This is a genomic window from Nonomuraea sp. NPDC048916, from assembly GCF_040649575.1.
In the GTDB taxonomy this organism is placed as follows: domain Bacteria; phylum Actinomycetota; class Actinomycetes; order Streptosporangiales; family Streptosporangiaceae; genus Nonomuraea.
The window spans coordinates 80278-103738 of the sequence record NZ_JBEZFS010000002.1; the positions used below are offsets into that span (position 1 = coordinate 80278).

Here is a 23461-nt window from a genome sequence, read left to right on the forward strand (position 1 = left end):
CGCCACCGGCGTGATCGGGCCGCCGGCGCACCTGCCCGGCACGGCTGTGAACTATCTAGTTAACTACGACATATTCGCCCTTGTCGGTGAATCCGGCGACCTGGGATCCCCGTGCCATCAGCCCGCCGAGCACCTCCCGCAGGGCCAGCCGCCATGCCCTGCCCGCCCCGGGGTCCGCCCGGCGCAGCGTCTCGATGTCGGGCGGCGTCGCGACCAGCACCACCGGCCCGTCCACGCGCCCGATCACCGGCAGCCCGCCCTCCACGCCCACCCCGGCGGTGTACGGCCCGCCCGGCGGCTCCTGTGCCCGCCCGGTCAGCTCCCACAGCGCGAGCAGCCGGTCGGACTCGTCGCCCTCGTTGATCGCGTCGCCCATGACGCCGTAGAAGTTCGTCAGGTACTCGACCGGCCGGGCGCCGAGCTTGGCCAGGTTGAACCGGGCGTTCCTGCGCACCAGCGGATCGAACGTCCAGCTGATCGCGGTCAGCCCCCGATCCAGGCACCAGGCGCGCTGGTGCAGCTTGAGCGCGTAGCCGATGCCCCGCCCGATCGAGGCGCCCGTCACGTGCGAGTGGAGGGTCCGGCCGTCCGCCCGGAAGCCGACCGACGCGCCGACGAGAGAGTCGTCCTCGAAGGCCCCGGCCACGTAGCCGCCCGCGTGGGCGAACCCGGCCATCAGCTCCACCGTCACGGGCGGATTGCCCGGATCGGGATGCCAGATGTCGTCGAAGAGGCGGTAGACCCGCACGAACTCGCCGATCTCGTGCAGCTCGCGGATCGCCACCCCGGCCTTCGCCGCCGCCTCTCCGGCGACCTGGTACGCGCTCGTCACCCGGACCTCCTACCCTCAGGCACGCTCAGCGGACCGCTTCGACCAGGGCCCGCAGGAGGGCCACTCGGCGGGGCAGCTCGGCCACGATCACGTGCTCGTGGTCGGCGTGCGCCCCGCCCCCGACCGCCCCCAGCCCGTCGAGCGTGGGGCAGCCGGCCCCGGCGGTGAAGTTGCCGTCGGAGGCGCCGCCCACCGAGGCCGAGGTCAGCGGCTCCAGCCCCAGACCGGCCGCCAGCTCCTGGGCCAGCGCGTAGAGGCCGGCCGACATGGCGCCCTCCAGTGGCGGCCGGTTGGGCCCGCCGCGCACCTCCAGCCGGGTGCCCGGCACGTTCGGCCGCAGCGCGCGCATCGCCGCGTCCACCCGGTCCTGCTCGACCACCGAGGTCACCCGCACGTCCACGCCCACCGCCGCCTCGGCGGGCACCGTGTTGAGCGTGGTGCCGCCGGACAGCACGGTCGGCGTGACCGTGGTGTCGCCCAACCCCATGGCCGCCACGGCCAGGATCTGGTGGGCCAGCTCCAGCCCGGCGTTGGCGCCCTTCTCCGGTTCGAGCCCGGCGTGCGCGGCCTTCCCGTACACCTGGAGGGTGTAGAGGGACGTGCCCTTGCGCGCGGTCTTGAGCGCGCCGCCGTCGGCGCTGGCCTCCATCACGAACGTGGCGGCCAGCCCGCGCGCGGCCTCCTCGATGAGCCGGGCCGAGGTGGGGGAGCCGACCTCCTCGTCGCCGGTGATCAGCACGCTGACGCCGTCGAGCGAGCCGAGCCCGGCCAGCGCGTGGAACGTCTGCACGATCCCGGCCTTCATGTCGAACACGCCGGGACCGCGCGCCACCCCGTCGCGCACCGACCACGGGTGGGTCAGCAGCGAGCCGATCGGCCACACGGTGTCGTGGTGGCCGAGCAGGAGCACCCGGGGCGCGCCGAACGTCCAGCGCAGGTGTGTCACGCCGTCGATCACGATGAACTCGGGCTGAGCTCCCAGGTGGCGGGCCCCCATGGCGGCGACGACCTTGGCGCTGCGCGCGACCGCCTCCAGGTCGCTGGAGAACGACTCGCAGACGACGAGCTCCTCCAGGTCGGCGATCACGCCAGCCGCTCGCCGAGGAAGCGGTGCACGTTGCCACCGATGATCTTCGTGACGTCCTTCTCCGGAATGCCGCGGGCGAGCAGGCCCTCGGTCACCATGGGCAGGCCCGACGGGCCCTCCAGGCCGGGGACGGCCGACCTGGGATCGACGCCCCTGGCGTTGACGTCCTCGCAGCAGGGCGGTGTCAGATCCTCCATGACCTCGCGGATGAAGTCGGGGCCGAGGCCGACGTGGTCGATCCCGGCCACCTCGGCGACATGCTCGATGTGGTCGAGCAGGCGGTCGAGCGTCCTGTCCTCCTCGCGCTCGGCGAGGAACGGCGCGAAGAAGTTCACGCACACCACGCCGCCCGTCGCGGCCACGCCGCGCAGCTGGTCGTCGGTGAGGTTGCGATGGTGGTCGCGCAGCGCGCGGGCCGACGAATGGGTGGCCATGACCGGCTTGGTGGCCAGCTCCAGCACGTGCGCCACGCCGGAGGCGCCCAGGTGGGAGACGTCGAAGACGACGCCGAGCCGTTCCATCTCGCGCAGCGCGGCCACGCCGTGCGAGGTGAGGCCGCTGCCGGTGGCGTCCTCGCCGCTGCCGTCGGCCAGCGGCGTGCGGCCCCAGTGCGCGATCGAGGCGATCCGCACGCCCAGGCGGTGGACGGTCGAGATCAGCTCCACGCTCGCGTCCAGGCCGGGCATGCTCTCCAGGGCGATGACCAGCGCGATCCTGCCCGCCTCCAGCGCCCGGTCGATGTCGGCCGCGTCGAGGCAGATCCGCACGTGCTCGGAGTTGCCCTCGGCCAGCACGTGCGCGCACTCGATCATGCGCAGCGTCTGCCTGAGCGCCCCCTCCGGGAGGTACTGGTCGTCGATGAAGACCGGCAGCACCTGCAGGTCGACGCCGCCCTCGACCAGCTGGGGCAGCCAGCGCTCGCGGAAGAAGGAGGCCCACTGCCCGGGCGGCCGGGCGGAGACCGCCATCAGCAGGTCGTTATGGGTGTCGGCCACGACAGCGCGCCGGTGCAGAGGAGTCGTCATGCGGTGGACGCTACCGCCCGGCGGCGGCCCGCTCCAATGTCGAGCGGCACAACGTCGGCGGCGGGTTCGGTCGGGTCACACCGGCCGGTAGGCGCGCCGGGGCGGCATCGCGGTCAGCCTGCGGTAGAGCGGGGTGGGGCCGGGCCAGTTGTTGGTGACGCGCCCCTCGGCCGTCTTGTACCAGCTCTGGCAGCCGTTGCCCCACACCATGCGGGACATCGCCGTGTCGAGCCGCCTGGTCCACGCCGCCATCGCCTCCGGCCGCACCTCCATCGGGCCCAGCGTGGAGATGTACGGCAGGCAGGCCATGATGTGGTTCACCTGGCACTCGAGCATGAAGATGATCGAGTTGTGGCCCAGGTTGGTGTTGGGCCCGTAGAGCAGGAACAGGTTGGGGAAGTTCGGCACCGAGATGCCCAGGTAGGCCGCCGCGCCGCCGCGCCACTGCTCGGCGAGGTCGCGGCCCTGGCGGCCGACGACCCTGATCGGAGCGACGAACTCGGTGGTTCTGAAGCCGGTGGCGTAGACGATGGTGTCGACCTCGTGTAGGGACTCGGCGGTCTCGACGCCCCGAGGTGTGATCCGCACCAGCTTCTCCGTCACCACGTCGACGTTCGGCCTGGTCAGAGCGGGATAGAAAGTGCTGTCGATGACCACCCGCTTACAGCCGGGCGGATAGTCGGGGGTCAGCTTGGCCCGCAGGGCGGGGTCCGGCACCTGGTCCCGCAGGTGCCGCAGGGCCCGCTGCTTCAGCAGTCCCACGCTCCAGCCCTGGGAGAGCGCCGGGTAGAGGGTGGCCTCGGCGTACCGGTAGATCCATTCGCGGTAGGCGCGCTGGAGGCCGGGGACGTAGTGGAAGGCGAGCCTGGCGATGGGGCCGAACGTGGCGTCGGGCTTGGGGATCACCCAGTTCGGGGTGCGCTGGAAGACGCTCAGGTGCTCGACCCGCTGGGCGATGCGCGGGATGAACTGGGCGGCCGACGAGCCGTTGCCGATGACGGCCACCCGCCTGCCCGTGAGGTCGTGGTCGTGGTTCCAGCGGGCGGAGTGGAAGGACGTGCCCTCAAAGTCCGACATTCCGGGAATGTCGGGTAGGTGGGGGCGGTTGAGCTGGCCCACGCTCATGACCACCATGTCGAACGACTCCGTGAGCGGCTCCATGGGCGGTTCCGCAGGCGGCTCCGTGGGTGACCCCGTGATCGGCCGCGTGGCGGCCGCCGGAGGCGCCGTGCTGACCTGCCACTCCGCGCCGTCGAAGACGGCGCTCACCACTTCACTGTTGAAGCGGATTTTCCGCCTGACGTCGTATTTATCGGCGCAGTGCTCTAAATAGCCGAGAATCTCGGGCTGCTCGGGATAACGGCGGGTCCAGCTGCCGTACCTCTCGAAGGAGTACGAGTAAAGGTGCGAGGGGATGTCGCACCCCGCGCCCGGATAGCTGTTGTCGCGCCAGGTGCCGCCCAGGTCGCCGGCCTTCTCGAACACGGTGTAGGAGTCGATCCCGGCCCGTTCGAGCTGGATCGCCATGCACAGCCCGCCGAACCCGGCTCCGACGATCGCGACCTTGGGTCCCATGCCGTCCTCCCACATGTCAGGATTCACTTACAGTACGCCGAAGCATGTTCGGGCAACACCCCTGACCACTCCGCCGATCGCGCCTTCGCGGCCGCCGCCCGATAGTCTGCGCAGGTGGTTGCTGTGACGCTGGCAGAGGTGATCGAGAAGCTCGAGGCGGCCTACCCGCCCGCCCGGGCCGAGTCGTGGGACGCGGTGGGCCTGGTCTGCGGTGACCCCGCCCAGCCGGTGCGGCGGGTGCTGTTCGCCGTCGACCCCGTCTCGTCCGTCGTCGAGGAGGCCGCCGAGTGGGGCGCCGACCTGATCGTCGTGCACCATCCGCTCTACCTGCGCGGCACCACGACCGTCGCCGCCGACACCCCCAAGGGCCGTCTCGTCCACACCCTGATCAAGCGCGACATCGCCCTCTACACCGCCCACACCAACGCCGACGTGGCCAACCCGGGCGTGTCCGACGCGCTGGCCCGCGCCGTGGGGCTGGTCGGCGACCTGACGCCGCTGCAGCCGTTCCCCGACGACCCGCGGCGCGGGCTGGGCCGCGTCGGCGAGCTGCCCGAGGAGATCACGCTCGAGGAGTTCTCCCTGCGGGCCGCGGCTGGGCTGCCGAAGACCGCGTGGGGCATCCGCGTCTCGGGCGACCCGTCCCGCCTCGTCTTCCGGGTCGCCGTCAGCGGGGGAGCGGGCGACTCGCTCCTCGGCACGGCCCGCGCCGCCGGGGTCGACGTGTTCCTCACCGCCGACCTCCGCCACCACCCCGCCAGCGAGTTCGCCGAGGCGGGCGGGCCCGCGCTGATCGACGCCGCCCACTGGGCCACCGAGTGGCCCTGGCTGGCCGCCGCCGCGTCCATCCTGGACGCGAGTGGCGTTACCGTTGAGACACGCGTCTCCGCCACGGTCACCGATGCTTGGACAAGAGGATATTGATCATGAAAGCAGCCCCTGAGATCCAGAAGCGACTGCTCGACCTGGCTGAGCTCGACTCCGTGATCGACCGGCTGGCCCATCGCCGCCGCACCCTGCCCGAGCTCGCCGAGATCGACGAGCTGTCGAAGCGTTACGCCAAGCTCGCCACCGAGGTGATCGAGGCCGAGACGGAGGCGGGCGATCTGGCGCGCGAGCAGACCAAGGCCGAGAGCGACGTCGACGCCGTCCGCATGCGCGCCGACCGCGACCAAAAGCGGCTCGACTCCGGCGCGGTGGCCTCGCCCAAGGACCTCGCCGGCCTCCAGTCCGAGATCATCTCCCTGCACAAGCGCCAGGGCGACCTCGAGGAGGTCGTGCTGGAGATCATGGAGCGCCGCGAGGCCGCCGACGCCAGGGTCACCGACCTGCACCGGCAGCGCGACGAGGTCGCGACCACCCGCGCCGCCGCCGAAGACCGCCGTGACGCCGCGCTCACCGAGATCGACAAGGAGGCGGGCGACGCCGAGGGCCGCCGCACCTCCGTCGCCGCCGACATCCCCGCCGACCTCCTGGCGCTCTACCAGAAGCTCAAGGGCCAGTACGGCGTGGGCGCCGCCATGCTGCGCGGAGGCCGGTGCCAGGGCTGCAAGGTGGCCCTGTCCATCGCGGAGATGAACCACATCAAGGCCGCGCCACATGACGACGTGCTGCGTTGCGAGGAATGCCGGCGCATCCTCGTCCGCACCGCAGAGTCGGGCCTGTGACCTCCTACCTCGTCGAGGCGGACGGCGGCTCGCGCGGCAACCCCGGCCCCGCCGGCTACGGCGCGGTCGTCAAGGACGCCTCCGACGGCCAGGTGGTGGCCGAGGCGGCCGAGGCGATCGGCGTCACGACCAACAACGTGGCCGAATACCGCGGCCTGATCGCCGGACTCCAGGCCGTCCTCGACCTGGCCGGCGAGGGCGCCTCCGTGGCGGTCCGGATGGACTCCAAGCTGGTCGTCGAGCAGATGGCCGGCCGCTGGAAGGTCAAGAACGAAGGCCTGCGACCGCTTGCGCTGGAGGCAGGCCGGCTGGCCAGGCGGCTGCGGGTGACCGAGTGGACCTGGATCCCCCGCCACCACAACACCCACGCCGACCGCCTGGCCAACGAGGCCATGGACGCGGCGGCCAAGGGCCTGCGCTGGAAGGCGGGCGGCTCCACCGGCTCCGCGACGTCCCCCGCCATCGTGGAGCAGACCGACCTCCTCGACGTGGCGGGCGTCTCCGAGGTGTCGGCTCCGGCCGCCTCGGTGGCCACGGCCCAGCAGCGCGTCAAGGCCACCGCCGCTGAGCAGGGCGGCAAGGGCACGGGCTGGGCGCCCCCCGCGCGGGCGGCGACGTCGTTGCTGCTGCTCAGACACGGTGAGACCCCGCTGTCGGTCGAGCGCAGGTTCTCCGGCCTGGGCGATGCCGAGCTGACGGCCAACGGCCTCGCCCAGGCGGCGGCGGCGGCCGCCAGACTGTCCCGTGAGCCCTACCAGATCGACGTGATCGTCAGTTCCCCGCTCAGGCGCGCCATGCAGACCGCGGAGGCCGTCGCCCAGCGCACGGGCCTCCAGGTGGAGGTGGACGAAGACCTCAGGGAAGCCGATTTCGGCGCCTGGGAGGGACACACGTTCACCGAGATCCAGCGCCGCTGGCCCGCCGAGCTCGCCGCCTGGCTCGCCGACCCCGACGCCGCGCCCCCGGGCGGCGAGAGCTTCGGCGTCGCGGCCCGCCGCGTCCAGCGGTCGGGCGAGCGGCTGGTCGAGCGCTACCAGGGCAAGACGGTGCTCGCGGTGTCGCACGTGACGCCCATCAAGATGCTGCTGCGCTTCGCCCTGATGGCCCCACCGGGGGCGCTCTATCGGATGCACCTCGACCTCGCCTGCCTGTCGCTGATCGAGTACTACTCCGACGGCCAGTGCGTGGTGAAGTCCTTCAACGACACCTCCCACCTGCGCTGACGCGGCCCCGCCTGCCCGCCCGTCCGGGTGCCGGTGCGTCCCGCCGCGCGTCGCGGGCCGAGCCGGACGGCCCGCTCGGCTCGGCCCCGGACGGCGGCCGGGCCGGATGCCGCCAGACGCACCCGGCACGACCGCCGCGCGTCACCGTCCCCCTCAGGCGATGACACCGCCCATTCGACCGGATCGATCTTGCCAACGAGTTGGAGGTCGCTTGGGATGCGATACCCTTCCGAGCAGACGAGTCGGCCGGGCGACCGCGTCGGGCCTTCACGGGCCCGCCGAGGAAGGTCCGGGCTCCACAGGGCAGGGTGGTCGGTAACACCGACCCGGGGCGACCCGCGGGACAGTGCCACAGAAAGCAAACCGCCTCCCGCTCGCGCGGGAGGTAAGGGTGAAAGGGTGGTGTAAGAGACCACCAGCGCCCACGGTGACGTGGGCGGCTAGGTAAACCCCACCCGGAGCAAGGTCAAGAAGGGACACTCCACGGAGCGTCCCGCGCGCGGCGCCTGAGGGCTGCCCGCCCGAGCCGCGCGGGTAGACCGCTCGAGGCCGCCGGCAACGACGGCCCTAGATGGATGGTCGCCCCTTCACACGAAGGACAGAACCCGGCCTACAGGCCGGCTCGTCTCCCTCCACGGGGCGCAGGTTAACCTGCGGAGGCTCCGCCGTTCATCGGCGACGCTCGGCTGGTTCGCTGGCCCGTGTCCTACGTAGAAGGTGTCCTACGTAGGAGGCCACACGTCGGACCGAGGGTCGATCGGCTCGTCCGAGACGACGTCATCCGGGTCCTTGACGCCGAGTTGCCGGCGGGCCGCGACGAACAGCGCACGTATGGATTCGCGAAGCCGGTCTTCAGGTGGCACGTTCGCGTAATATGCGGCCAGCTCGTCCGTGCCGCCTTCGTGAACCTGCCTGACCCAATAGGCGTGATGCTCGAGTTCCCGTGCCGCCTGTTGAAGCTCGCGACTGCCGAGAATGCGAATTTGCTGCACCAGCGCTCGAAGTCTCGCGTGTTGTTCATCCACTTTCGTATAGTGCTGATCTCTGTCGTGCACGCGATCGTAGCGTCGTACCAGGTGGACGAACTGGCGGACTGTCGCCGCGCAGTCCTTGCACAGATCGTAGAGCGGCAGATCCCACCGGATTCTCAGCGCGTGGCGTTCCTTTTTCCGCTCCATCACGTAGGTCGGAATGAGGCCCACCGCGGCACCGATCGTCAATAAGACCACGCTTGCGATGATCGCCGACATGTCCACATGGGCAGCATAAACTCGCGCACCCAGCCTGTCCCGATCCTCCTTCCGCCGCTCCCCGGCGGAAGCGCCGAAGGCACGGACGCGGGTCCCGGTGCTGGTCGCGGTGGCGGCCGAACCGCTCGGCCACGCCCAGCGGGGCCGGTAGAGTGCCGCGGCGTCATCGTGACGAGGGGCGGAGGCATCGGCACCTCCGCCCCTCTCGGCCCCTGGGAGTGAGGACCGCCGCCACGCGAGGTGTACCGGGGACCATGGGAGACCTCGCGGACACCGATGACGCTAACCTCGCCCTGCCGCCCGGTCTGCGGACGATTACGCACAAACGGGTGGAGCCTTCCGCCGTCAGATCTTCACCGCGAGTGTGGGCGGCAGCGGTGGCACCATGTGCACCCGCGCGGCGCCGATGTCGAAGTAGAGGCCGACCAGTTGCAGCCGCCCGTCACGCACCTGCTCGTCGACCTTCCGATACGTGCGGAGGTTCTCCAGCTGCTGTTGCACGTTGACCCGGCAGAGCTGGTCCAGCGCCCTGGCGTCCAAGGGATCGTCCGCGTTCTCGATGAACCTGGCCAGGCTGTGGTGCCCGTGCCGCAGCCAGCGCCGCAGCCCCGGCAGGCTGCCCGCCTTCACGCCGCCGCTGAGCAGGCCGGCCATCGCCCCGCAGCCCGAGTGCCCGCACACCGTGATCGTGTGCACGCTCAGCACCTGGGTCGCGTACTCGATCGCCGCCGCCATCGAGTCGTCGTGCGGCTCGGCGCCCCGGCGTGGCACCAGGTTGCCGATGTTGCGCACCGTGAACAGGTCGCCCGGACCGCTCGCGGTGATGAGGCTGGGCACGACCCGCGAGTCCGCGCACGTGATGAACAGGTGCGACGGCTGCTGCTTGCGGGCCAGCTCGGTGAAGATGGGCCGCACCAGCGGAGCCGTACGGCGGTGGAACTCCCGCGCGCCGGCCGTCAGCTGGCACTCCACGCTGGCGGGGCGGGTGTGCGTGGAGGGCGTCATGTGGTGGACGGGACGGTGGTTGCGGTGGGCCCACGGCAGCCACGACCGGTCGGGCGCCTTGGGCAGGCTCTTGGCCGGGTACGTGCGGGCGCCGCTGGCCGCCAGCGCGTACCACTCGTCGTGGACCTCGTCGATGTCGACCGTGCCGCCGAGCCGCTCGTGGCCCAGCCGCCAGGAGTGGATGGCCTCGAAGGCGGCGTTGTCCATGAAGTCGATGTTCAGGTCGAGGTCGACGGCCGCGCCGTCGGGGATGGTCCGCAGCTCGTGGGTGAGCCGGGGCACCCCGAGGAAGGTGAGCGAGCCGCAGATCGTCGCGTGCCAGCGCCCGTCCGGCATCTCGTGGATCTTGACCGTGACCCAGGTCAGCCGCCGGAGCGCGAGCAACGCGGCCAGCGCCAAGCCGGCCAGCACACCCTCGGCCAGTCCCAGCACGATCACCGCCGTCATGGTCGCCACGTAGACGGGCACCTCGCCGTGGCCGTGCACCTTGCGGACATGGCCCAGGTTGACCATCTGCACCCCGATGAAGACCAGCAGCGCCGCCAGCGCCTCCACCGGGATCAGCTTGATCGTCCAGGAGAAGCCGAGCGCGAACACCAGCACCCAGGCCCCGTGCAGGATCGTCGCCCACCGGCTGCGCCCTCCCGCCTGCACGTTGGCGGTGCTGCGCACGATCACGCCGGCCAGCGGCAGCCCGCCCAGCGCACCGCTGACCATGTTGGCCACGCCCTGTCCGGTGAGCTCCTGGTCGAGGTCGGCGCGCGGGCCGGTGTGCATGCCGTCGACCGCGACCGAGCAGAGCAGCGACTCGACGCCCGCGAGCAGCGCGACCAGCATCACGGCCGCCACGATGTGCATCCAGTCGCCCTGCGGCACCACGGGGAACTCCCACGCGCCGAGGGTGCCCGACAGGTCGATGCGGGTGACGTCCCACCGGAAGACATAGGCGGTGACGGCGGCCACGAGCAGCGCGGCGAGTGGGGCGGGCACCACTTTGACCCGTTTGGGGAGCCGGGTCCAGAGCGCCAGCACCGCGATCGTGAGCAGGCCCACCGCGACCGTGTGACCGTGCATCTCGGCCAGCTGCGCGGGCAGCTCCATGATGTTGGCCAGGGCTGATCGTTGCGAGGTGCCGCCCAGTACGACGTGCAGCTGGGAGAGCGCGATGACCACGCCCACACCCGCCAGCATGCCGTGGACCACGGCGGGGGAGACGGCCAGCGCGGCCCTGGCCGCCCTGAACACGCCCAGCACCAGCTGCACCGCCCCGGCCAGCAGCGTGATCATGCAGGTGGCCCGCCAGCCATACGTCTGGACGAGATCCGCCACCACCAGGGAGAGGCCCGCCGCGGGCCCGCTCACCTGCACAGCGGAACCGCCGAGCGCGCCGGCCACGATGCCGCCCACCACCGCGGCGATGAGCCCGGCGGCCAGGGGGGCGCCGGAGGCCATCGAGATGCCCAGGGAAAGGGGCACCGCGATCAGGAAGACCACCAGCGAGGCAGGAACGTCGTACCTGAGCGTGCTCAGCAGGCGACTCTGTGTGACGGCGACCATGCGGCAAACCCTAGTGCCCGACGGGCCGCCCCTTAAGAGGTCATCGCGCGGGTTTTACGCAAACAAGGGTCAGCGGTAGTAGTCGGGGAAGTCCTGTTCTGGTGTCCGCTGGTGGCCGTTGCCGTGCCGGGCGGCGTGACCCGCCTCGGGCGCGCCGTACGTCTCGCTGTAGCCGGGCCGGCTCGGGGAGCCCGCCGAACCCTCCGGCCAGGCGGCCTGCGCGCCGGGGGAGGTGAAGTCGCCCGTCTCGTACGCGATGGACTGGGCGGGAGGAGGCGCCGAAAGCACGTCGTCGTAGGCCGAGACCGTCCTGGCCGGCCTGGTCGGGGTGCTGGTGGCGGGTGAGGGACCGGTGAGCGCCTCGGAGTCGTCGGCCACGGCCCATCCGGACCGCACCTCGTAGGAGGACGGATAGGTGGCGGCGGCGGGCGGCTGCGGCTCGAAGGCGGGCCAGGAACCGCTCGCGCTGGGGGCGGGGTCGTCGAGGATGTCGGGCGAGGTGGTGGCCGCCCAGGAGCCCGAGGTGGCGGAGGCGGGAGGGGCAGGCCAGGCGGCTCCGCTGCCGAGCTGGTCGCCGGTGCCGTTGTAGGCGGGGAACGGGTCGCTGGTCGGCGCGCCGTGGATCGGGGCGGCGGGCGTGACGGGGAAGGAGCCGGTGCCGGCCGGGGAGAACATGCCACCGGCCGGCGTGGACAGGGAGCCGCTGCTCGCGGCGGCCGGGAACGATCCGCTGGAGGAGGGGGAGCCGCTGCCTCCGGTGGCCGGGAACGACCCGGTGGACGAGCGCGGGGCGGAGTGCGGGGCGGAGTGCGGGGCGGGCAGAGGCTTGGCGCCCGCGCCGAGGATGCTCATCACGTCGGCCGGGGGAGCGGAGAACGTCACCGTGCGCTGGTCGGCCAGCTCGGAGGCCGCGGCGGCGGGCCGCTGCACCGGCTCGACCAGGTCGGCCAGTCCGGCCGAGGCGGCCGCGGGGACGGCCCGCTGAGGGAGGGGGCCCTGGACGGTCGCCGCGTGCGGGTCGACCGCGGCGGCGGGCCGCCGCCTGGCGGGCCGCTCACGCTCGGCGGGCCGCGCGCGGTCAGAGCCTGGCTGCTCGCGCTCGACGGGGCGAGAGGCGCCCTTGCGTGCCGCGACCGTGCCGCCGGCGCCGAAGCCGCCTTCGGACGCGTCGCTGCGGATGTTGGCCCAGAACTCCTCGTCCTCGTCGTCGGAGCTCGGGTTGCCCCATTCGTCGACGCCACGCTTGCCCCGCTGACCGGTGCGCACCGGTTTGGGCTTCGGCTCGTCGATGGGACTGAAATCGGGGCTGAAGTTGCTCATCCGTGGTTCGTGAGCGGCGAACTCGTCCGTCGACCGAGCATGAGTCATCTCCTCCTTCTCGGCCATCTGCTTCAGCCGCTCCGGCGGGAGCGAACTCTCCCGTCGGTTCATCGAACGCATGCCCAGTGCCACGACGACGAGCACGAGGAGCACGACAGCGACCAAGCTGACGACGACCGCGATCATTGCACCACCCTCAAAGCCATGGCCTCCCTGTGGCACCGGTGAGATCGCGCGGCCATCGACGCGATCTGCCCCCTTTGATCACCAGTACCTAACAATTGGATCTGATTCTGTCGGACCACTACGAGCGTTGTCACACCCTAAGCGAAGAATTGGTAACGATTACTACCCGTAGTGTTTGAAATGTCACTCGGTGTGGACTGCTGTGAGGCGGCCGCGAGCGATGGTCTGGTCCGCGATCTCTTTCAAGACCACGGAGAGGGGGGCGCCCTCCTGGACCTTGACCTTGCCGCTCAGCGTGTAGACGGAGAACCGGTAGTTGGCTGTTTTGTCGCACGGAGGCTCGTAACCGGCCTTGCCGCTGGTCACCTTGGCCTGACCGGAGCCCTCCGGAGGGCTGGACGCCGCGTCGGGCCCGAGCTCGGTCGTGGTCGCCGGGATGTTGTAGAGCACCCAGTGCACGTTGGACTCGGACGGTGAATGGGAGTCGACCACGACCGCGATGGATTTCGCCGTGGGCAGCGGCCCGCTCGACCAGCGGAGCGGAGGGCTGCCCTGGGTGCCGTCACACGTGTATGGGCGCGGCAGCGGCTCCCCGTCGCGCAAGTCGGGGCTCGACACGTTGATCTCGGCGATCTCCTTGGCCTCTGACTTGCCGATGAGGATGCCACAGCCCGACAAGGCGAGCATGACGGCCACCCCTGTCACAGTGACAGCGATGCGTCGCACGCGTCTAGCCGTGTTACACAGCCCCATGCCGGATGATGCTACGCGTGTATCGGCGGTACGCCGACCGTTTCGGGAGGCTCGGTGGTCGGTAACGATACGAAATCGGACACTTTCCACGGGATAGACCGGGTGAGCTTGGACACAAGCATGACCCTCGGTATTCTCCGGGCGTCCGAGGTGCACCGGGATGGGCGGTAAGTGAAGATCGCCCTAGAATGCCCGCCTACCCCGCTTGGCCTGCTGGTTCGCGACATCGCGATCATCGGTCCGGCCGAGAGGCCGAAGGAGGGATCATGGGGCGGCGTGTGCCCGGCGGTCCGGGCAGACCACTGTGGGTGTTCGATGCCCGTCGGCGAGGGGGGCGCTCGAAAAAGCCGGTGCGCCAGGTAGTGCCGGCCCTGGACAACGCTCGACGGCCGTACCCGAGATTTCCCGGGCACGGCCGTCGGCCGATGGGTCCGCGCGGCGAAGAACCCGGCCCGAAGCGCCCCCGCAGTCGGTGCCTCCCCGCCTACTCCCGCCAGACGGGATCGCAACGAGACGGGATCGCCGTGAGACGGGTCGTCGTGAGACGGATCCACGAGGCGGATCGTCACGGATCTCGCCCTGGATCGCCACGAGCTGGGATCGTCACGAGATGGGATCGCCGTGATCAGGCCTGGTCGGCCGCGACAAGGGCTGACCGGCCGCGATCAGGTCATGGTCAGACATGCCTCCGAAAGACCCTGATGGCCAGCGGCGCGAACACCACGACGAATCCCGCGGACCACAGCAGTGACACCAGCGCGGGATCGCCGACCTCGCCACCGATCAGCAGCCCGCGGATCGCGTCGGCCAGGTGGGTCACCGGGTTGATGTCGGACCAGACCTGCAGCCAGCCCGGGAAGGTGTCGGACGGCACCAGCGCGCTGCTGGTGAACGTCAGCGGCATCATCGTGGAGAAGGCGATCATCTGCACCTTCTCGGGGTTGGACGCCTTGAGCCCGATGAGCACGGACATCCACGACATGGCCAGCGCCACCACCACGAGCAGGGCCAGCGCACCGATCAGGCCGACCACGCTGGTCGTCACCCGGAACCCGAGCACCATGCCGAACCCGACCAGCAGCGCGAACGCCCACACCTGCTTGAAGGTGTCGGCGATGATGCGCCCGGCCAAGGGGGCGACGCGGGCGATCGGCAGGCTGCGCAGCCGGTCGAAGACGCCCTTGGTGATGTCGGTGTTGAGCCCGATCGCCGTGGACAGCGTGTAGAACAGCGCGTTCTGCACCAGCAGGCCCGGCAGCGCGAACTGCAGGTAGTCGCCCGTCGAGCCGGAGATCGCCCCACCGAACACGTAGGTGAACAGCAGCAGGAACATGATCGGCTGGATGCTGAGGTCGAGCAGCTCCCACGGATTGTGCTTGATCTGCACCAGGCTCCGCCAGGCCAGCGTGAACGTCTGCCGGACCGTCGCCCCGACCCCCACCCGCCCGGCCATCACCGGCGGGGCGATCGTCGTCATGGCGGTCATACGAGAACCTCTTCCTGGTCGGCGGGCTCCTCGGCGCGGTGCCCGGTCAGGCTGAGGAACACCTCGTCGAGACTGGACTTGCGCAGGGTCAGCTCGGAGGCCACGACGCCGAGATCGTCGAGGCGGCGGACGACGGCCGCCACCACCGCGGGGTCGTGGACCGCGGCCGTGACCTTGCCCCCCGCCAGCTCGGGCTTCTGGTCGATGACGTCGGTGACCACCTTGGCCACCAGCTCCAGCTGCTGCGCGTCGAGCGGGCGCACCTCCAGCACCTGGGCGCCGGTGGTCGCCTTGAGCTCGTCGGACGTGCCCGACGCGATCACCTTGCCATGGTCGAACACCACGATGTCGTCGGCCAGCTGGTCGGCCTCCTCGAGGTATTGGGTGGTCAGCAGCACCGTCACCCCGTCGGCCATCAGCCCGCGCACCACGCCCCACAGCTCGGTGCGGCTGCGCGGGTCGAGGCCGGTGGTCGGCTCGTCGAGGAACAGCACCTGCGGCCTGCCGACCAGGCTCGCCGCCAGGTCGAGCCGCCGGCGCATGCCGCCCGAGTAGGTCTTGGTCGCACGGCCGCCGGCCTCGGCGAGGTCGAACCGCTCCAGCAGCGCCGTGGCCCGCTGCCGTGCCTCGCTCCTGGACAGGCCCAGCAGGCGGCCGATCATCACCAGGTTTTCGACACCGGTCAGCATCTCGTCCACGGCGGCGTACTGCCCGGTCAGCCCGATGAGGGAGCGAACCTGATGAGCCTGCCGTAACACGTCGAACCCGTGCACGGTGGCCGTCCCCGCGTCAGGGGCGAGCAATGTCGCCAGAATGCGCACGGCGGTGGTCTTGCCGGCCCCGTTGGGCCCCAGCACGCCCAGCAGCCTGCCCGGTGGCACGGCCAGGTCGACGCCGTCGAGCGCCTTGGTCTCGCCATAATGCTTCACCAGGCCCTCGGCCTGAATCGCATATCGCATGTGTCGTCCCTTCGTCTCAGTGCCTCCACTGTCCACGATGGCACTGACATTTTTCGGAGCCGCTGTGTCACCGCCGATAGATCGCCCCTATGGGCCGCGCACCATAGGCTGGGATTTGTGACGTCAACTGGACCGCTGCGCGACCCGTTGCACCGCGTCTCGCCCAAGGCCGTGCGGCTCTGGCTGCTGGAGGCCCTGATCGCGTTCGTGCTGCTGATCGTGGGGTCGGCCCTGGTCGGGGGGTGGATCGGCGGGAGCGACTGGTCCTGGGTGCCCGGCTGGTTCGCCGGCCGAGGGTGGCTGCTGCCCGTGGCGGTGGGGGTGGTGACGACCCCGTTCCTGGTGGCGGAGCCGTTCGTCCGCTATGCCGTCCATCGGTGGGAGCTGTCCGGTGACGTGGTGTACGCCAGATCGGGGTTCCTGACCAGGGAGTGGGTGTTCGTGCCGGTGAGCCGCATCCAGACGGTCGACAAGGCGCAGGGCTGGATGGAGCGGATGCTCGGGCTGGCGACACTGGAGATCCGCACCGCGTCCCACGCGGGCTCCTCGACCATCAACGGGCTCGACTACCTGGTCGCGGCGGGGCTGGCCGAGCAGCTCGCGCACCGCGCCGAAGCACTCCGGGACGACGCCACATGACCGGCCCCTCCCAGCCTCCCACCGGCCCACCACCCCACCACGACCCCGCGCGCCGGCTCCCGCCCGCGCCGCAGGGCCCGCCACCGCAGCATCAGCCGCCTCAGCCTCCACCGCTTCAGCCGCCACCGCATCAGGGGTGGGCGGCGTCGGGAGAGCCGCACGTCCCGGCACCGGGTGGCGGTCCATACCCCGGCATGGCGGGGTTGCCACAGCGGCTGAGTCCCAGGGTGCTGTTCATCGACCCGGTACGTATGCTGCCGTCGCTGCTCCTCCCGCTCGTCGGCCTGTTCCTGGCGGGCGGCTTCTCCGGCAGGTCGTACGGCTTCGCGACCCTCGGCCTGGTCGGCGCCGTGATCTTCGCCGTGATCAGATGGGCCACCTTCAGCTACCACATCGCGAACGAGCGGCTGGAGATCAAACGTTCGCTGATCAGCCGCTCCGTCCGCACCATCCCGCTGGAGCGCGTACGCGGCGTCGACGTGTCCACCCCGCCCATGCACCGGCTGCTGGGCCTCGCCGTACTCAAGATCGACACCGGGGCGAGCGGCGGCGAGGAGGAGGGCAAGCTCGACGGCGTCACCGTGGAGGAGGCCGAACGCCTCAAGGCGGTCCTGCTGCGGCGCGTGAGAGCGGCCCGGGACGAGAGCCGGCCGGCCGTCGAGGCGGTGAGCGCCGACTCCCCGCCCGATCACACGATCATCGGCGTGCCCCGCAGGTGGCTCCTGTACGGTCCCCTCTCCGGCGCCTACCTGCTGACCCCGTTCGCCCTCGCCGGTGGCGCCGTAGGCCTGGCGTTCCAGTGGGGCGACGAGCTCGGCTTCGGCCGCGACGCCGCCTGGACGGTCGGCCAATGGCTCTGGGACCGCCCCTACCTGCTGCTGGTGGCCGCGCTGCTGCTCGTGGTGGCGATGCCGTTCGTGGGCGGGCTCATGTACGCGGTGTTCAACTGGGACTTCCGGCTCAAGCACCGCGACGGTTACCTGGTGGCGGAGCGCGGGCTGATCAACCGGCGCAGCGTGTCGCTGGAGTTGAGGCGGGTGCGCGGCTACGAGGTCGTCGACGGCCTGGCCGAACGGTGGGCCGGGGTCGTCCGCGCCTGGGCCATCGTGACCGGTCTCGGCGACTCCTCGACCCGCGGCCAGCTCCTTCCGGACGTGCCGCGCGCCGTCGCCCTCCAGGTCGTCGCGGACGCCATCGGCCCCTACCAGGCGCCCCTTCGCCCGCATCCCCCCGTGGCCCGCAACCGCCGCCTGTTCCGCGCGGTGTTCCCGTGGCTGCTGCTCGCCGCCCTGTCCGGCCTGGCGGCCCTGCTCACCGGGACCCTGTTCTGGTGGATCCTCACGGTGCTCGCCCTGCTCCTGACAGGCCTCGGTGTTCCCCTCGGCCTCGACCGTTACCGGTCGCTGGGGCACGGTTACGACGGCAGCCGCCTCTCGGTCCGCTCAGGGTCCCTCCGGCGGGTCCAGGCGGTGGTCGAACGGCGCGCAGTGGTGGGCTGGCGCCTCAGGCAGACCTGGTTCCAGCGCCGGGCAGGCGTCTTCACCCTCATAGCCGGCGTGGGGGCGGGCAAGGGCGGTTACTCCGCGTACGACGTCTCGCGGGCGCAGGCCGTGGGCCTCCCCGCCGAGGTGAACCCCGACTGGCTGGCCCCCTTCCTCGAAGACCGCCGATAGCCCCTGCCCGGACCTGACGGGAGCCCGAGGAGGTGTGCCCCGTCCGGGCACCCCGCGTGGGCGGTCAGTCCGGGCGCCGGGCGCCGAACATGATCTCATCCCAGGTCGGCACCGAGGCGCGGCGTCCCCGCGAGCCCTTGCGCGGCTGGCGGGCCGCAGGGGCCGGCGGGGGAGACGGCACCGGCACCGCGGGCTCCTCCGCGGCCGCGCCCTCCCCGGCCGCGTCGTCCTTGCCCGGCCGCGCGGCGGGCACGGCGGCGGCCCTGGCCTCCCGTCCCGGGACCGGCTTGGGCCTGGGCGCCGGAGGCTTCGGAGCGGCCTTGGGAGCCGCGGGCGCGGCCTCCTGCGGCTCCTGGGGCTCCGTCTCGGGTACGGCGTCCGTGCCCTCCGCCTCGGCGGCCGGTACGGCTTCCGCCTCGGCCGGTGCCCCGGCGGCCGGTGCGGACGTGTCCGCCTCGGCCGGTGTCTCAGTGGCGGGTGCGGACGTTGCCGCCGTGACTGGTGCTTCGGTGGCCGGTGTGGTGGTTTCCGTTGTGGTTGGTGCTTCGGCGGGCGGTGTGGTCGTTTCCGCCGTGGTTGGTGCTTCGGTGGCGGGTGTGAAGGTTTCGGCGGGTGCCGGTGTTTCCGCGTCCGAGGGTGCCGGGGCTGCGCCCGTGGTGGTCGCTTCTGGCGCGGGCGACGCGTCATCGGTGTGTGCGGTGACTGTCGGCGCGGCCGGTGCCGCGGATGTGTCCTCAGTGACAGTCGTCGTCTCAGGCGTGACCTGCGCTTCGGCGACCACAGGCGAGGCCGTCCCCGGTGCGGCGGGGTTCGTGGTCGGTGCAGCAGGCGTCGGGGCGGCTGCCGGTGCGGCCGGCGGCGCCGGCGCCGGCGCCGGCGCCGGCGTGGTGGGCGTTGCCTGCGCTGGCGCTGGTGTGGTGGGCGTTGCCGGGGTCGTGGTGGGTGTGGCAGGCGTTGCCGGTGCGGCGGGCGACGTCGGCAGCGCGGGCGCGGCGGGGGGCGCCGGGGTCGCGGTCGGTGTGGCGGGCGAGGTCGGGGCTGTCGCCGGAGCTCCGGGCGCGGCCCCGGGGGTTGCCTCCACGTCCGGAGCGGGCCGCGACGGCACGTCCTGGGGCTTGCCCGCGGCGGCGGTCACGTCTTGGGTCAGGCCGGGGGCGGCGGTCACGTCTTGGGTCAGGCCGGGGGCGGCGGTCACGTCTTGGGTCAGGCCGGGGGCGGCGGTCACGTCTTGGGTCAGGCCGGGGGCGGTGGGCGTCGCCTTGTCGATCGGCTCGGCCGAGGCCGTGACGGGTGTGCCGCCCGCGACCTGACGGCTCCCAGTGGAGTCGCCGGTCGGGCTGTCCGCCGCGTCGCCGGCCAGGGCCTCCACGGTGAGCTGGGTCCCCGCGGCCGACACCGTCTCGCTGGACGACTCGGAAACCGCCTGGGTGGCCTCCTCGGCCTCCACAGACCTGTCCTCGATGACCGGCTTGTCGGCAGGAACGGCCACGCCGGCCGCTGTGGTGATCGGGCCGTCTGCGACGGTGGCCGCCGCGTCGGGAGTCGAAGCCGCCGAAGCGTCCTGGGCCGCGCGAGGCTCGTCGATCGACGGGCCCTGCGCCGCCGGGGTGGCGTCGGCCGGCAAGGCGGCCGGGATGGTCGCCGAGGTCGGCCTGGGGTCAGGGGCCTGAACTGCCCCGACCGGCAGGCTGTCAGCCGCGTCGACGGCGGGGCCGGTCTGGGCGGAATGCCCCGCCTGAGCCGTCGGCGTGTCCTCCGGGGATCGAGCGGGCCAGGGCTGAGCCGCTGGTCCGGTTTCCGTGGCGGATGTCGTCTCGGCGGCGACCGCGCCCGAAGGGGACCCCACACCCTGGATGTCCCCGGCCGTGGCGGGCTCGTTCCGGTGAGCTGGGCCCTCCTCGGAACGGGGCGCCGAAGCAGGTTCGCTCCGGTGAGCCGGTGCGGGTGCCGAAATGGGCTCGCGATGCGGAGTCGGCGTGGCGCCGGTCTGAGGGGGCGTGGTGCCGGTCTGAGGGGGCGTGAAGTGGTCGGGCTGAGTCGCGGTGGCGCTTGTCATGGGTTCGGGCTGAGCGGGCGCGTACGGCTCGGGCCGGGAGGGCGGACCGGTCTCGACCTGAGGACGCGGGGTGCCCGCCTGGGCCGGGGGGCTGTCGGCCGGCGGGTAGGCGCCCGGAGCGCCGGGGTCGGGAGGGAACGGGCGGGGAGTGGACTCGGCCGGCGGGTGGAAGGCGGCGGGCGGCGAGACGTCTTGGGGCGCGTCCGCTCGGTCCGGGGCGGGGGAGGGACGGAAGTCACGGCCGGACGTGCGGTTGGAGCCGAAGTCGGGAGCCCAGGGCGCGCCGCCGCCGGGGCGGGTGTGGCCGGTCTCGCGCGCACCGGGAGCACGCTCGAACGGGGTCTCGGAGGCCGGGCGTGTGTAGGCGGACTCCGAGCCGCGCGCGGGCGGCTGGTAGCCGACCGCGGGCTCCTCGGGCTCGCGCCGCACCACCGAGGGGAACGGCAGGGGGTCGGACGCGAGCGGCGGCACCGGCTGCAGCTTGGCCACGCGCGGCGCGAACGGGGTGACCGTGGTGTCCTCGGTGACGGGACTGGGGTCGAAGTCGGCGGCCGACAGGCGGAGCGCCTCGTCGTCGTGCGGCGTGACGTGGCGGCGCCGGGGGTCGAAGAGCCATTCGGCGTGCCTGGTGTGACCGTTCCACACGTAGCCGAGCTTGACCCGCCACAGCCCGTCGTCACGCTTGGCGGAGTCCCAGTCGATCTCGTCGGTGGGCACGCCGCGCCGGGTGAGCCGTTCGGCGACCAGGTCGCCGAGGGTGGGGCCGGGGGAGGACTCTCCCGGCATCCGTACGGCGACGCGCTGCGCCTGCTGGGCGACGTACTCGCGCTCCTGCAGCACGGGGCCCTCGAACCAGCGGACCCGCTCGACAGGGATGCCGGCGGTCGCGGCGATCTGTTCCGCGGTCTCTCCGGCACGTATGCGAGCCTGGATCTCCTTGGGGCGCAACGGACTCTCCACTTCGATCTCGTACTGGCCGAGACGGGAGAAGTTGCCACGGACGGCAGCACGGAGCCGGTCGTCCACGGGAAGCGTGAAGCGTGTACCCCGGCCGGCAGTCGCCAGCACGAGATAGGTGCCGTCTTCGCTCACCGCGACGAGTCGGAGCTCCTGCATGCGAGTCCCTTCGTCAGCGTGCTCGTTCTTCCCCCGGACCCTTGAGTCTCTCGCGTGTGCCGGTTGCCTGCCAGCACCGTACCCGGCATGTCCGAACATCGCCTTCCTGGGATAGCCTCGGGGCGATGTGACGCCGGTCACATTTGCCGCTTCCATCGACATCAGCGCCCGCCGTTCCGCGGGGCCCCTGATGGATTCTGGCGAACTGTGCCGTCCGCCGCCGTGCACTTCAGGTAAGACGCGAGAGCCAATGGGCCGGCGGCTGGATGGAGCTCCAGGTAGCGGGCGGCGAGTCCGGCCAGTTGGGGGGCGGCGGCGGTGAGCGCCTGGCCGTTCCGGTCCATCTGGCAGCCGCCGGTGTCCGAGGCGCCGGTGACGAAGACCCCGGACCGCACGAGGCGGCGTACGGCGGTGGCGTAGGCCGGGGAACCGGCGCCGTCGATGGAGAGGTTCGCCACGGCGGGGCGCCTGGCGTGCCTGCGCACCCAGTCGAGCCCGGCGACCACGTCCGACAGCGTGCCGGTGCCGTCGCAGCCCAGCACGCGCACCGAGGCGAGCCGGGCGCCGTGCGCGGGCTCCGCGACCTGGCGGGACACCTGCGTGCCGTGCCCGGTGCAGTCGTCGCCGGTGCCGCCGGTCGCGTCGAAGGCGCGCCAGGCCCGGTCGCCGAACTCGGCGCGGCCGGGATCGAGGCCGCTGTCCACGACGTACACCGTGGTGCCGGCGCCGGTGGCCCCCTGCTCGGCGGCAGGGCGCGGGCGCGGGCTCGTCATCGGGTGGATCCGCCGGTCGGGCTCGACCGCGCGTACGCGCGGATCGGTGCGCAGCTCGGCCGCCTCCGCCGAGGTGAGCCAGGTGGCGAAGCCGGGCAGCGCCGCGGTGTAGTAGCGGCGCACCCGCCAGCGCACCTCGCCGACGAGATCCCGGGCACCGGCCCGGTCGCGGGCGGTGACGAGATAGGGCCGGGCGGGCTCGCTCACGGCGGGCCGGGCGGCGAGGCCGGAGGCGGGCGTCATGGCCATGGGCGCCGCCGTGGTCATGGCCGTCGCCACGGCCGCGGCGAGATACACGGAGGGCAGGCCGAATCGTCGGGGCACGAACTAAGAGGGTGCCTGTCGCACACGTCACAGGAACAACGGGACACGCACTCGCGTCTATTCACGAGGAAGCTCTTTACCTTACGGATGGCCAGAGGGGACTGATCGACGGCATGGGCGGCGAGCAGCGGAAGTTCGAGCTGAGCGGGCCGCAGATCGGAGGGAGCGCCCTGGCGGCGGTGACGGCCGCGGCCGCGGCCTCCTACCTCGGGGTGGCGGGCACGGTGATCGGCGCCGCGGTCGTCAGCATCGCCAGCACGGTCGCCTCGGCCGTCTACACGCACTACCTCAAGCGCACCGGCGACAGGGTCAAACAGCACACCGTGATCGCCCGGCTGACCCATCCGGGCCAGGACGAGCCGCCCCGCGAGGACGAGGGGGAGGGCGCGCTGGCCACGGCCGCGCACGCCACGGTCCGCGACGACGACCCCGATCAGGCGGAGTCGACCCTGGTCATGGCGCCGCTGGAGGCGCCGCGGGCGAAGCTGCCGTGGATCACGATGGCCGTCGCCGCGATGCTGGTCTTCGCCGTCAGCATGGGCGGCATCCTGATCTACCAGGGGATCGCCGGGACGACCGTGCACGAGCAGCTCAGGGGCCCGGCCGGCGACAAGCAGCCGGCGAAGGCGCCGGTCGAGGAGGAGCGGCGCTCGCGCGAGCCGTCCACGGCGGTCACCACGCCGTCCGGCGACCCGACCCAGGCCCCGACCCCGACTCCGGCGCCGACGGTGACGGTCACGGCCACTCCCACCCCCTCGGTGACGCCTTCACCGGCGCGCACGCCCGAGCCCACGGACACCGGCCCGGCCGAGCCGGCCGACCCCACGAGCGCCCCGCCTGAGCCGACGGAGCGGCCGGACGTGGTGGAGGAGGCGCCGTCCGTGGCACCGGACCGCGACGAGCCCGCCCCCGGCGCGCCGGAGTGACCGGGCCCGTCAGCCGACGGGGTCGAACC

18 protein-coding genes and 1 other RNA gene are annotated in these 23461 nt (G+C 72.1%); 7 read left to right on the forward strand and 12 right to left on the reverse strand.

Annotated features, from left to right (window positions below; genetic code table 11):
* Window positions 1-55: 55 nt before the first annotated feature.
* The 4 genes from AB0C16_RS02015 to AB0C16_RS02030 all read right to left on the reverse strand — a co-directional run bounded on the left by AB0C16_RS02015 (window position 56) and on the right by AB0C16_RS02030 (window position 4519).
* A complete protein-coding gene (locus tag AB0C16_RS02015) occupies window positions 56-832 on the reverse strand; it encodes a GNAT family N-acetyltransferase (RefSeq protein WP_357677900.1) in 777 nt (258 codons plus the stop codon).
* A gap of 25 nt (window positions 833-857) precedes the next feature.
* Complete coding sequence (locus AB0C16_RS02020) at window positions 858-1919, reverse strand: M20 family metallopeptidase (RefSeq protein ID WP_357677901.1); 1062 nt, start codon at window positions 1917-1919, stop codon at window positions 858-860.
* Entirely contained in the window at window positions 1916-2944 is a 1029-nt protein-coding gene (locus AB0C16_RS02025; RefSeq protein WP_357677902.1) for a membrane dipeptidase, read from the reverse strand. Before AB0C16_RS02025 ends, AB0C16_RS02020 begins: the two co-directional genes overlap by 4 nt.
* 75 nt (window positions 2945-3019) lie before the next feature.
* Window positions 3020-4519 (reverse strand): NAD(P)/FAD-dependent oxidoreductase, encoded by a 1500-nt coding sequence (locus AB0C16_RS02030; protein ID WP_357677904.1) that lies wholly within the window; start codon window positions 4517-4519, stop codon window positions 3020-3022.
* Window positions 4520-4642: 123 nt separating this feature from the next.
* Here AB0C16_RS02030 and AB0C16_RS02035 point away from each other — a divergent pair, with 123 nt between their 5' ends.
* The 4 genes from AB0C16_RS02035 (at window position 4643) to rnpB (ending at window position 8038) form a co-directional block, all read left to right on the forward strand.
* Window positions 4643-5443 carry a Nif3-like dinuclear metal center hexameric protein gene (locus AB0C16_RS02035; protein ID WP_357677905.1) on the forward strand — a complete coding sequence of 267 codons (801 nt, stop codon included), beginning with the start codon at window positions 4643-4645 and terminating at the stop codon, window positions 5441-5443.
* 2 nt (window positions 5444-5445) lie between these two features.
* Window positions 5446-6186 (forward strand): C4-type zinc ribbon domain-containing protein, encoded by a 741-nt coding sequence (locus AB0C16_RS02040; protein WP_357677907.1) that lies wholly within the window; start codon window positions 5446-5448, stop codon window positions 6184-6186.
* Window positions 6183-7409 (forward strand): bifunctional RNase H/acid phosphatase, encoded by a 1227-nt coding sequence (locus tag AB0C16_RS02045; protein ID WP_357677908.1) that lies wholly within the window; start codon window positions 6183-6185, stop codon window positions 7407-7409. Before AB0C16_RS02040 ends, AB0C16_RS02045 begins: the two co-directional genes overlap by 4 nt.
* 238 nt (window positions 7410-7647) lie before the next feature.
* Window positions 7648-8038: RNase P RNA component class A (rnpB, locus tag AB0C16_RS02050), an RNA gene on the forward strand.
* Between the two features lie 93 nt (window positions 8039-8131).
* Here rnpB and AB0C16_RS02055 read toward each other — a convergent pair.
* The 6 genes from AB0C16_RS02055 to AB0C16_RS02080 all read right to left on the reverse strand — a co-directional run bounded on the left by AB0C16_RS02055 (window position 8132) and on the right by AB0C16_RS02080 (window position 15925).
* Window positions 8132-8665 (reverse strand): hypothetical protein, encoded by a 534-nt coding sequence (locus AB0C16_RS02055; protein ID WP_357677910.1) that lies wholly within the window; start codon window positions 8663-8665, stop codon window positions 8132-8134.
* 339 nt (window positions 8666-9004) lie between these two features.
* The gene (locus AB0C16_RS02060) at window positions 9005-11221 is read right to left on the reverse strand and encodes a bifunctional SulP family inorganic anion transporter/carbonic anhydrase (RefSeq protein ID WP_357677911.1); all 2217 of its coding nucleotides are present in this window, start codon (window positions 11219-11221) and stop codon (window positions 9005-9007) included.
* A gap of 69 nt (window positions 11222-11290) precedes the next feature.
* Window positions 11291-12727 (reverse strand): hypothetical protein, encoded by a 1437-nt coding sequence (locus AB0C16_RS02065; RefSeq protein ID WP_357677913.1) that lies wholly within the window; start codon window positions 12725-12727, stop codon window positions 11291-11293.
* 183 nt (window positions 12728-12910) lie between these two features.
* Complete coding sequence (locus AB0C16_RS02070; protein WP_357677914.1) at window positions 12911-13414, reverse strand: YbhB/YbcL family Raf kinase inhibitor-like protein; 504 nt, start codon at window positions 13412-13414, stop codon at window positions 12911-12913.
* Window positions 13415-14156: 742 nt separating this feature from the next.
* Complete coding sequence (locus AB0C16_RS02075) at window positions 14157-14966, reverse strand: ABC transporter permease (protein ID WP_357677916.1); 810 nt, start codon at window positions 14964-14966, stop codon at window positions 14157-14159.
* Window positions 14963-15925: an ATP-binding cassette domain-containing protein gene (locus tag AB0C16_RS02080; protein ID WP_357677918.1), complete on the reverse strand. Its 963-nt coding sequence runs from the start codon at window positions 15923-15925 to the stop codon at window positions 14963-14965. The genes AB0C16_RS02075 and AB0C16_RS02080 overlap by 4 nt, the downstream gene beginning before the upstream one ends.
* A 117-nt stretch (window positions 15926-16042) precedes the next feature.
* Here AB0C16_RS02080 and AB0C16_RS02085 point away from each other — a divergent pair, with 117 nt between their 5' ends.
* A complete protein-coding gene (locus AB0C16_RS02085) occupies window positions 16043-16564 on the forward strand; it encodes a PH domain-containing protein (RefSeq protein ID WP_357677919.1) in 522 nt (173 codons plus the stop codon).
* A 194-nt stretch (window positions 16565-16758) separates the two neighbouring features.
* Window positions 16759-18237 (forward strand): PH domain-containing protein, encoded by a 1479-nt coding sequence (locus tag AB0C16_RS02090; protein ID WP_357677921.1) that lies wholly within the window; start codon window positions 16759-16761, stop codon window positions 18235-18237.
* Window positions 18238-18301: 64 nt separating this feature from the next.
* On the opposite strand, the gene sepH is transcribed toward AB0C16_RS02090, so the two are convergent.
* Together sepH and AB0C16_RS02100 are read right to left on the reverse strand one after the other, a co-directional pair.
* Window positions 18302-21409 carry a septation protein SepH gene (sepH, locus tag AB0C16_RS02095; RefSeq protein WP_357677923.1) on the reverse strand — a complete coding sequence of 1036 codons (3108 nt, stop codon included), beginning with the start codon at window positions 21407-21409 and terminating at the stop codon, window positions 18302-18304.
* 161 nt (window positions 21410-21570) lie between these two features.
* Window positions 21571-22506, reverse strand: a complete 936-nt coding sequence (locus AB0C16_RS02100; protein WP_357677925.1) for a S8 family serine peptidase — start codon at window positions 22504-22506, stop codon at window positions 21571-21573.
* Between the two features lie 113 nt (window positions 22507-22619).
* Between AB0C16_RS02100 and AB0C16_RS02105 the strand changes: the two genes are divergently transcribed.
* Window positions 22620-23432, forward strand: a complete 813-nt coding sequence (locus tag AB0C16_RS02105) for a hypothetical protein (RefSeq protein WP_357677927.1) — start codon at window positions 22620-22622, stop codon at window positions 23430-23432.
* The last annotated feature ends 29 nt before the right edge of the window (window positions 23433-23461 follow it).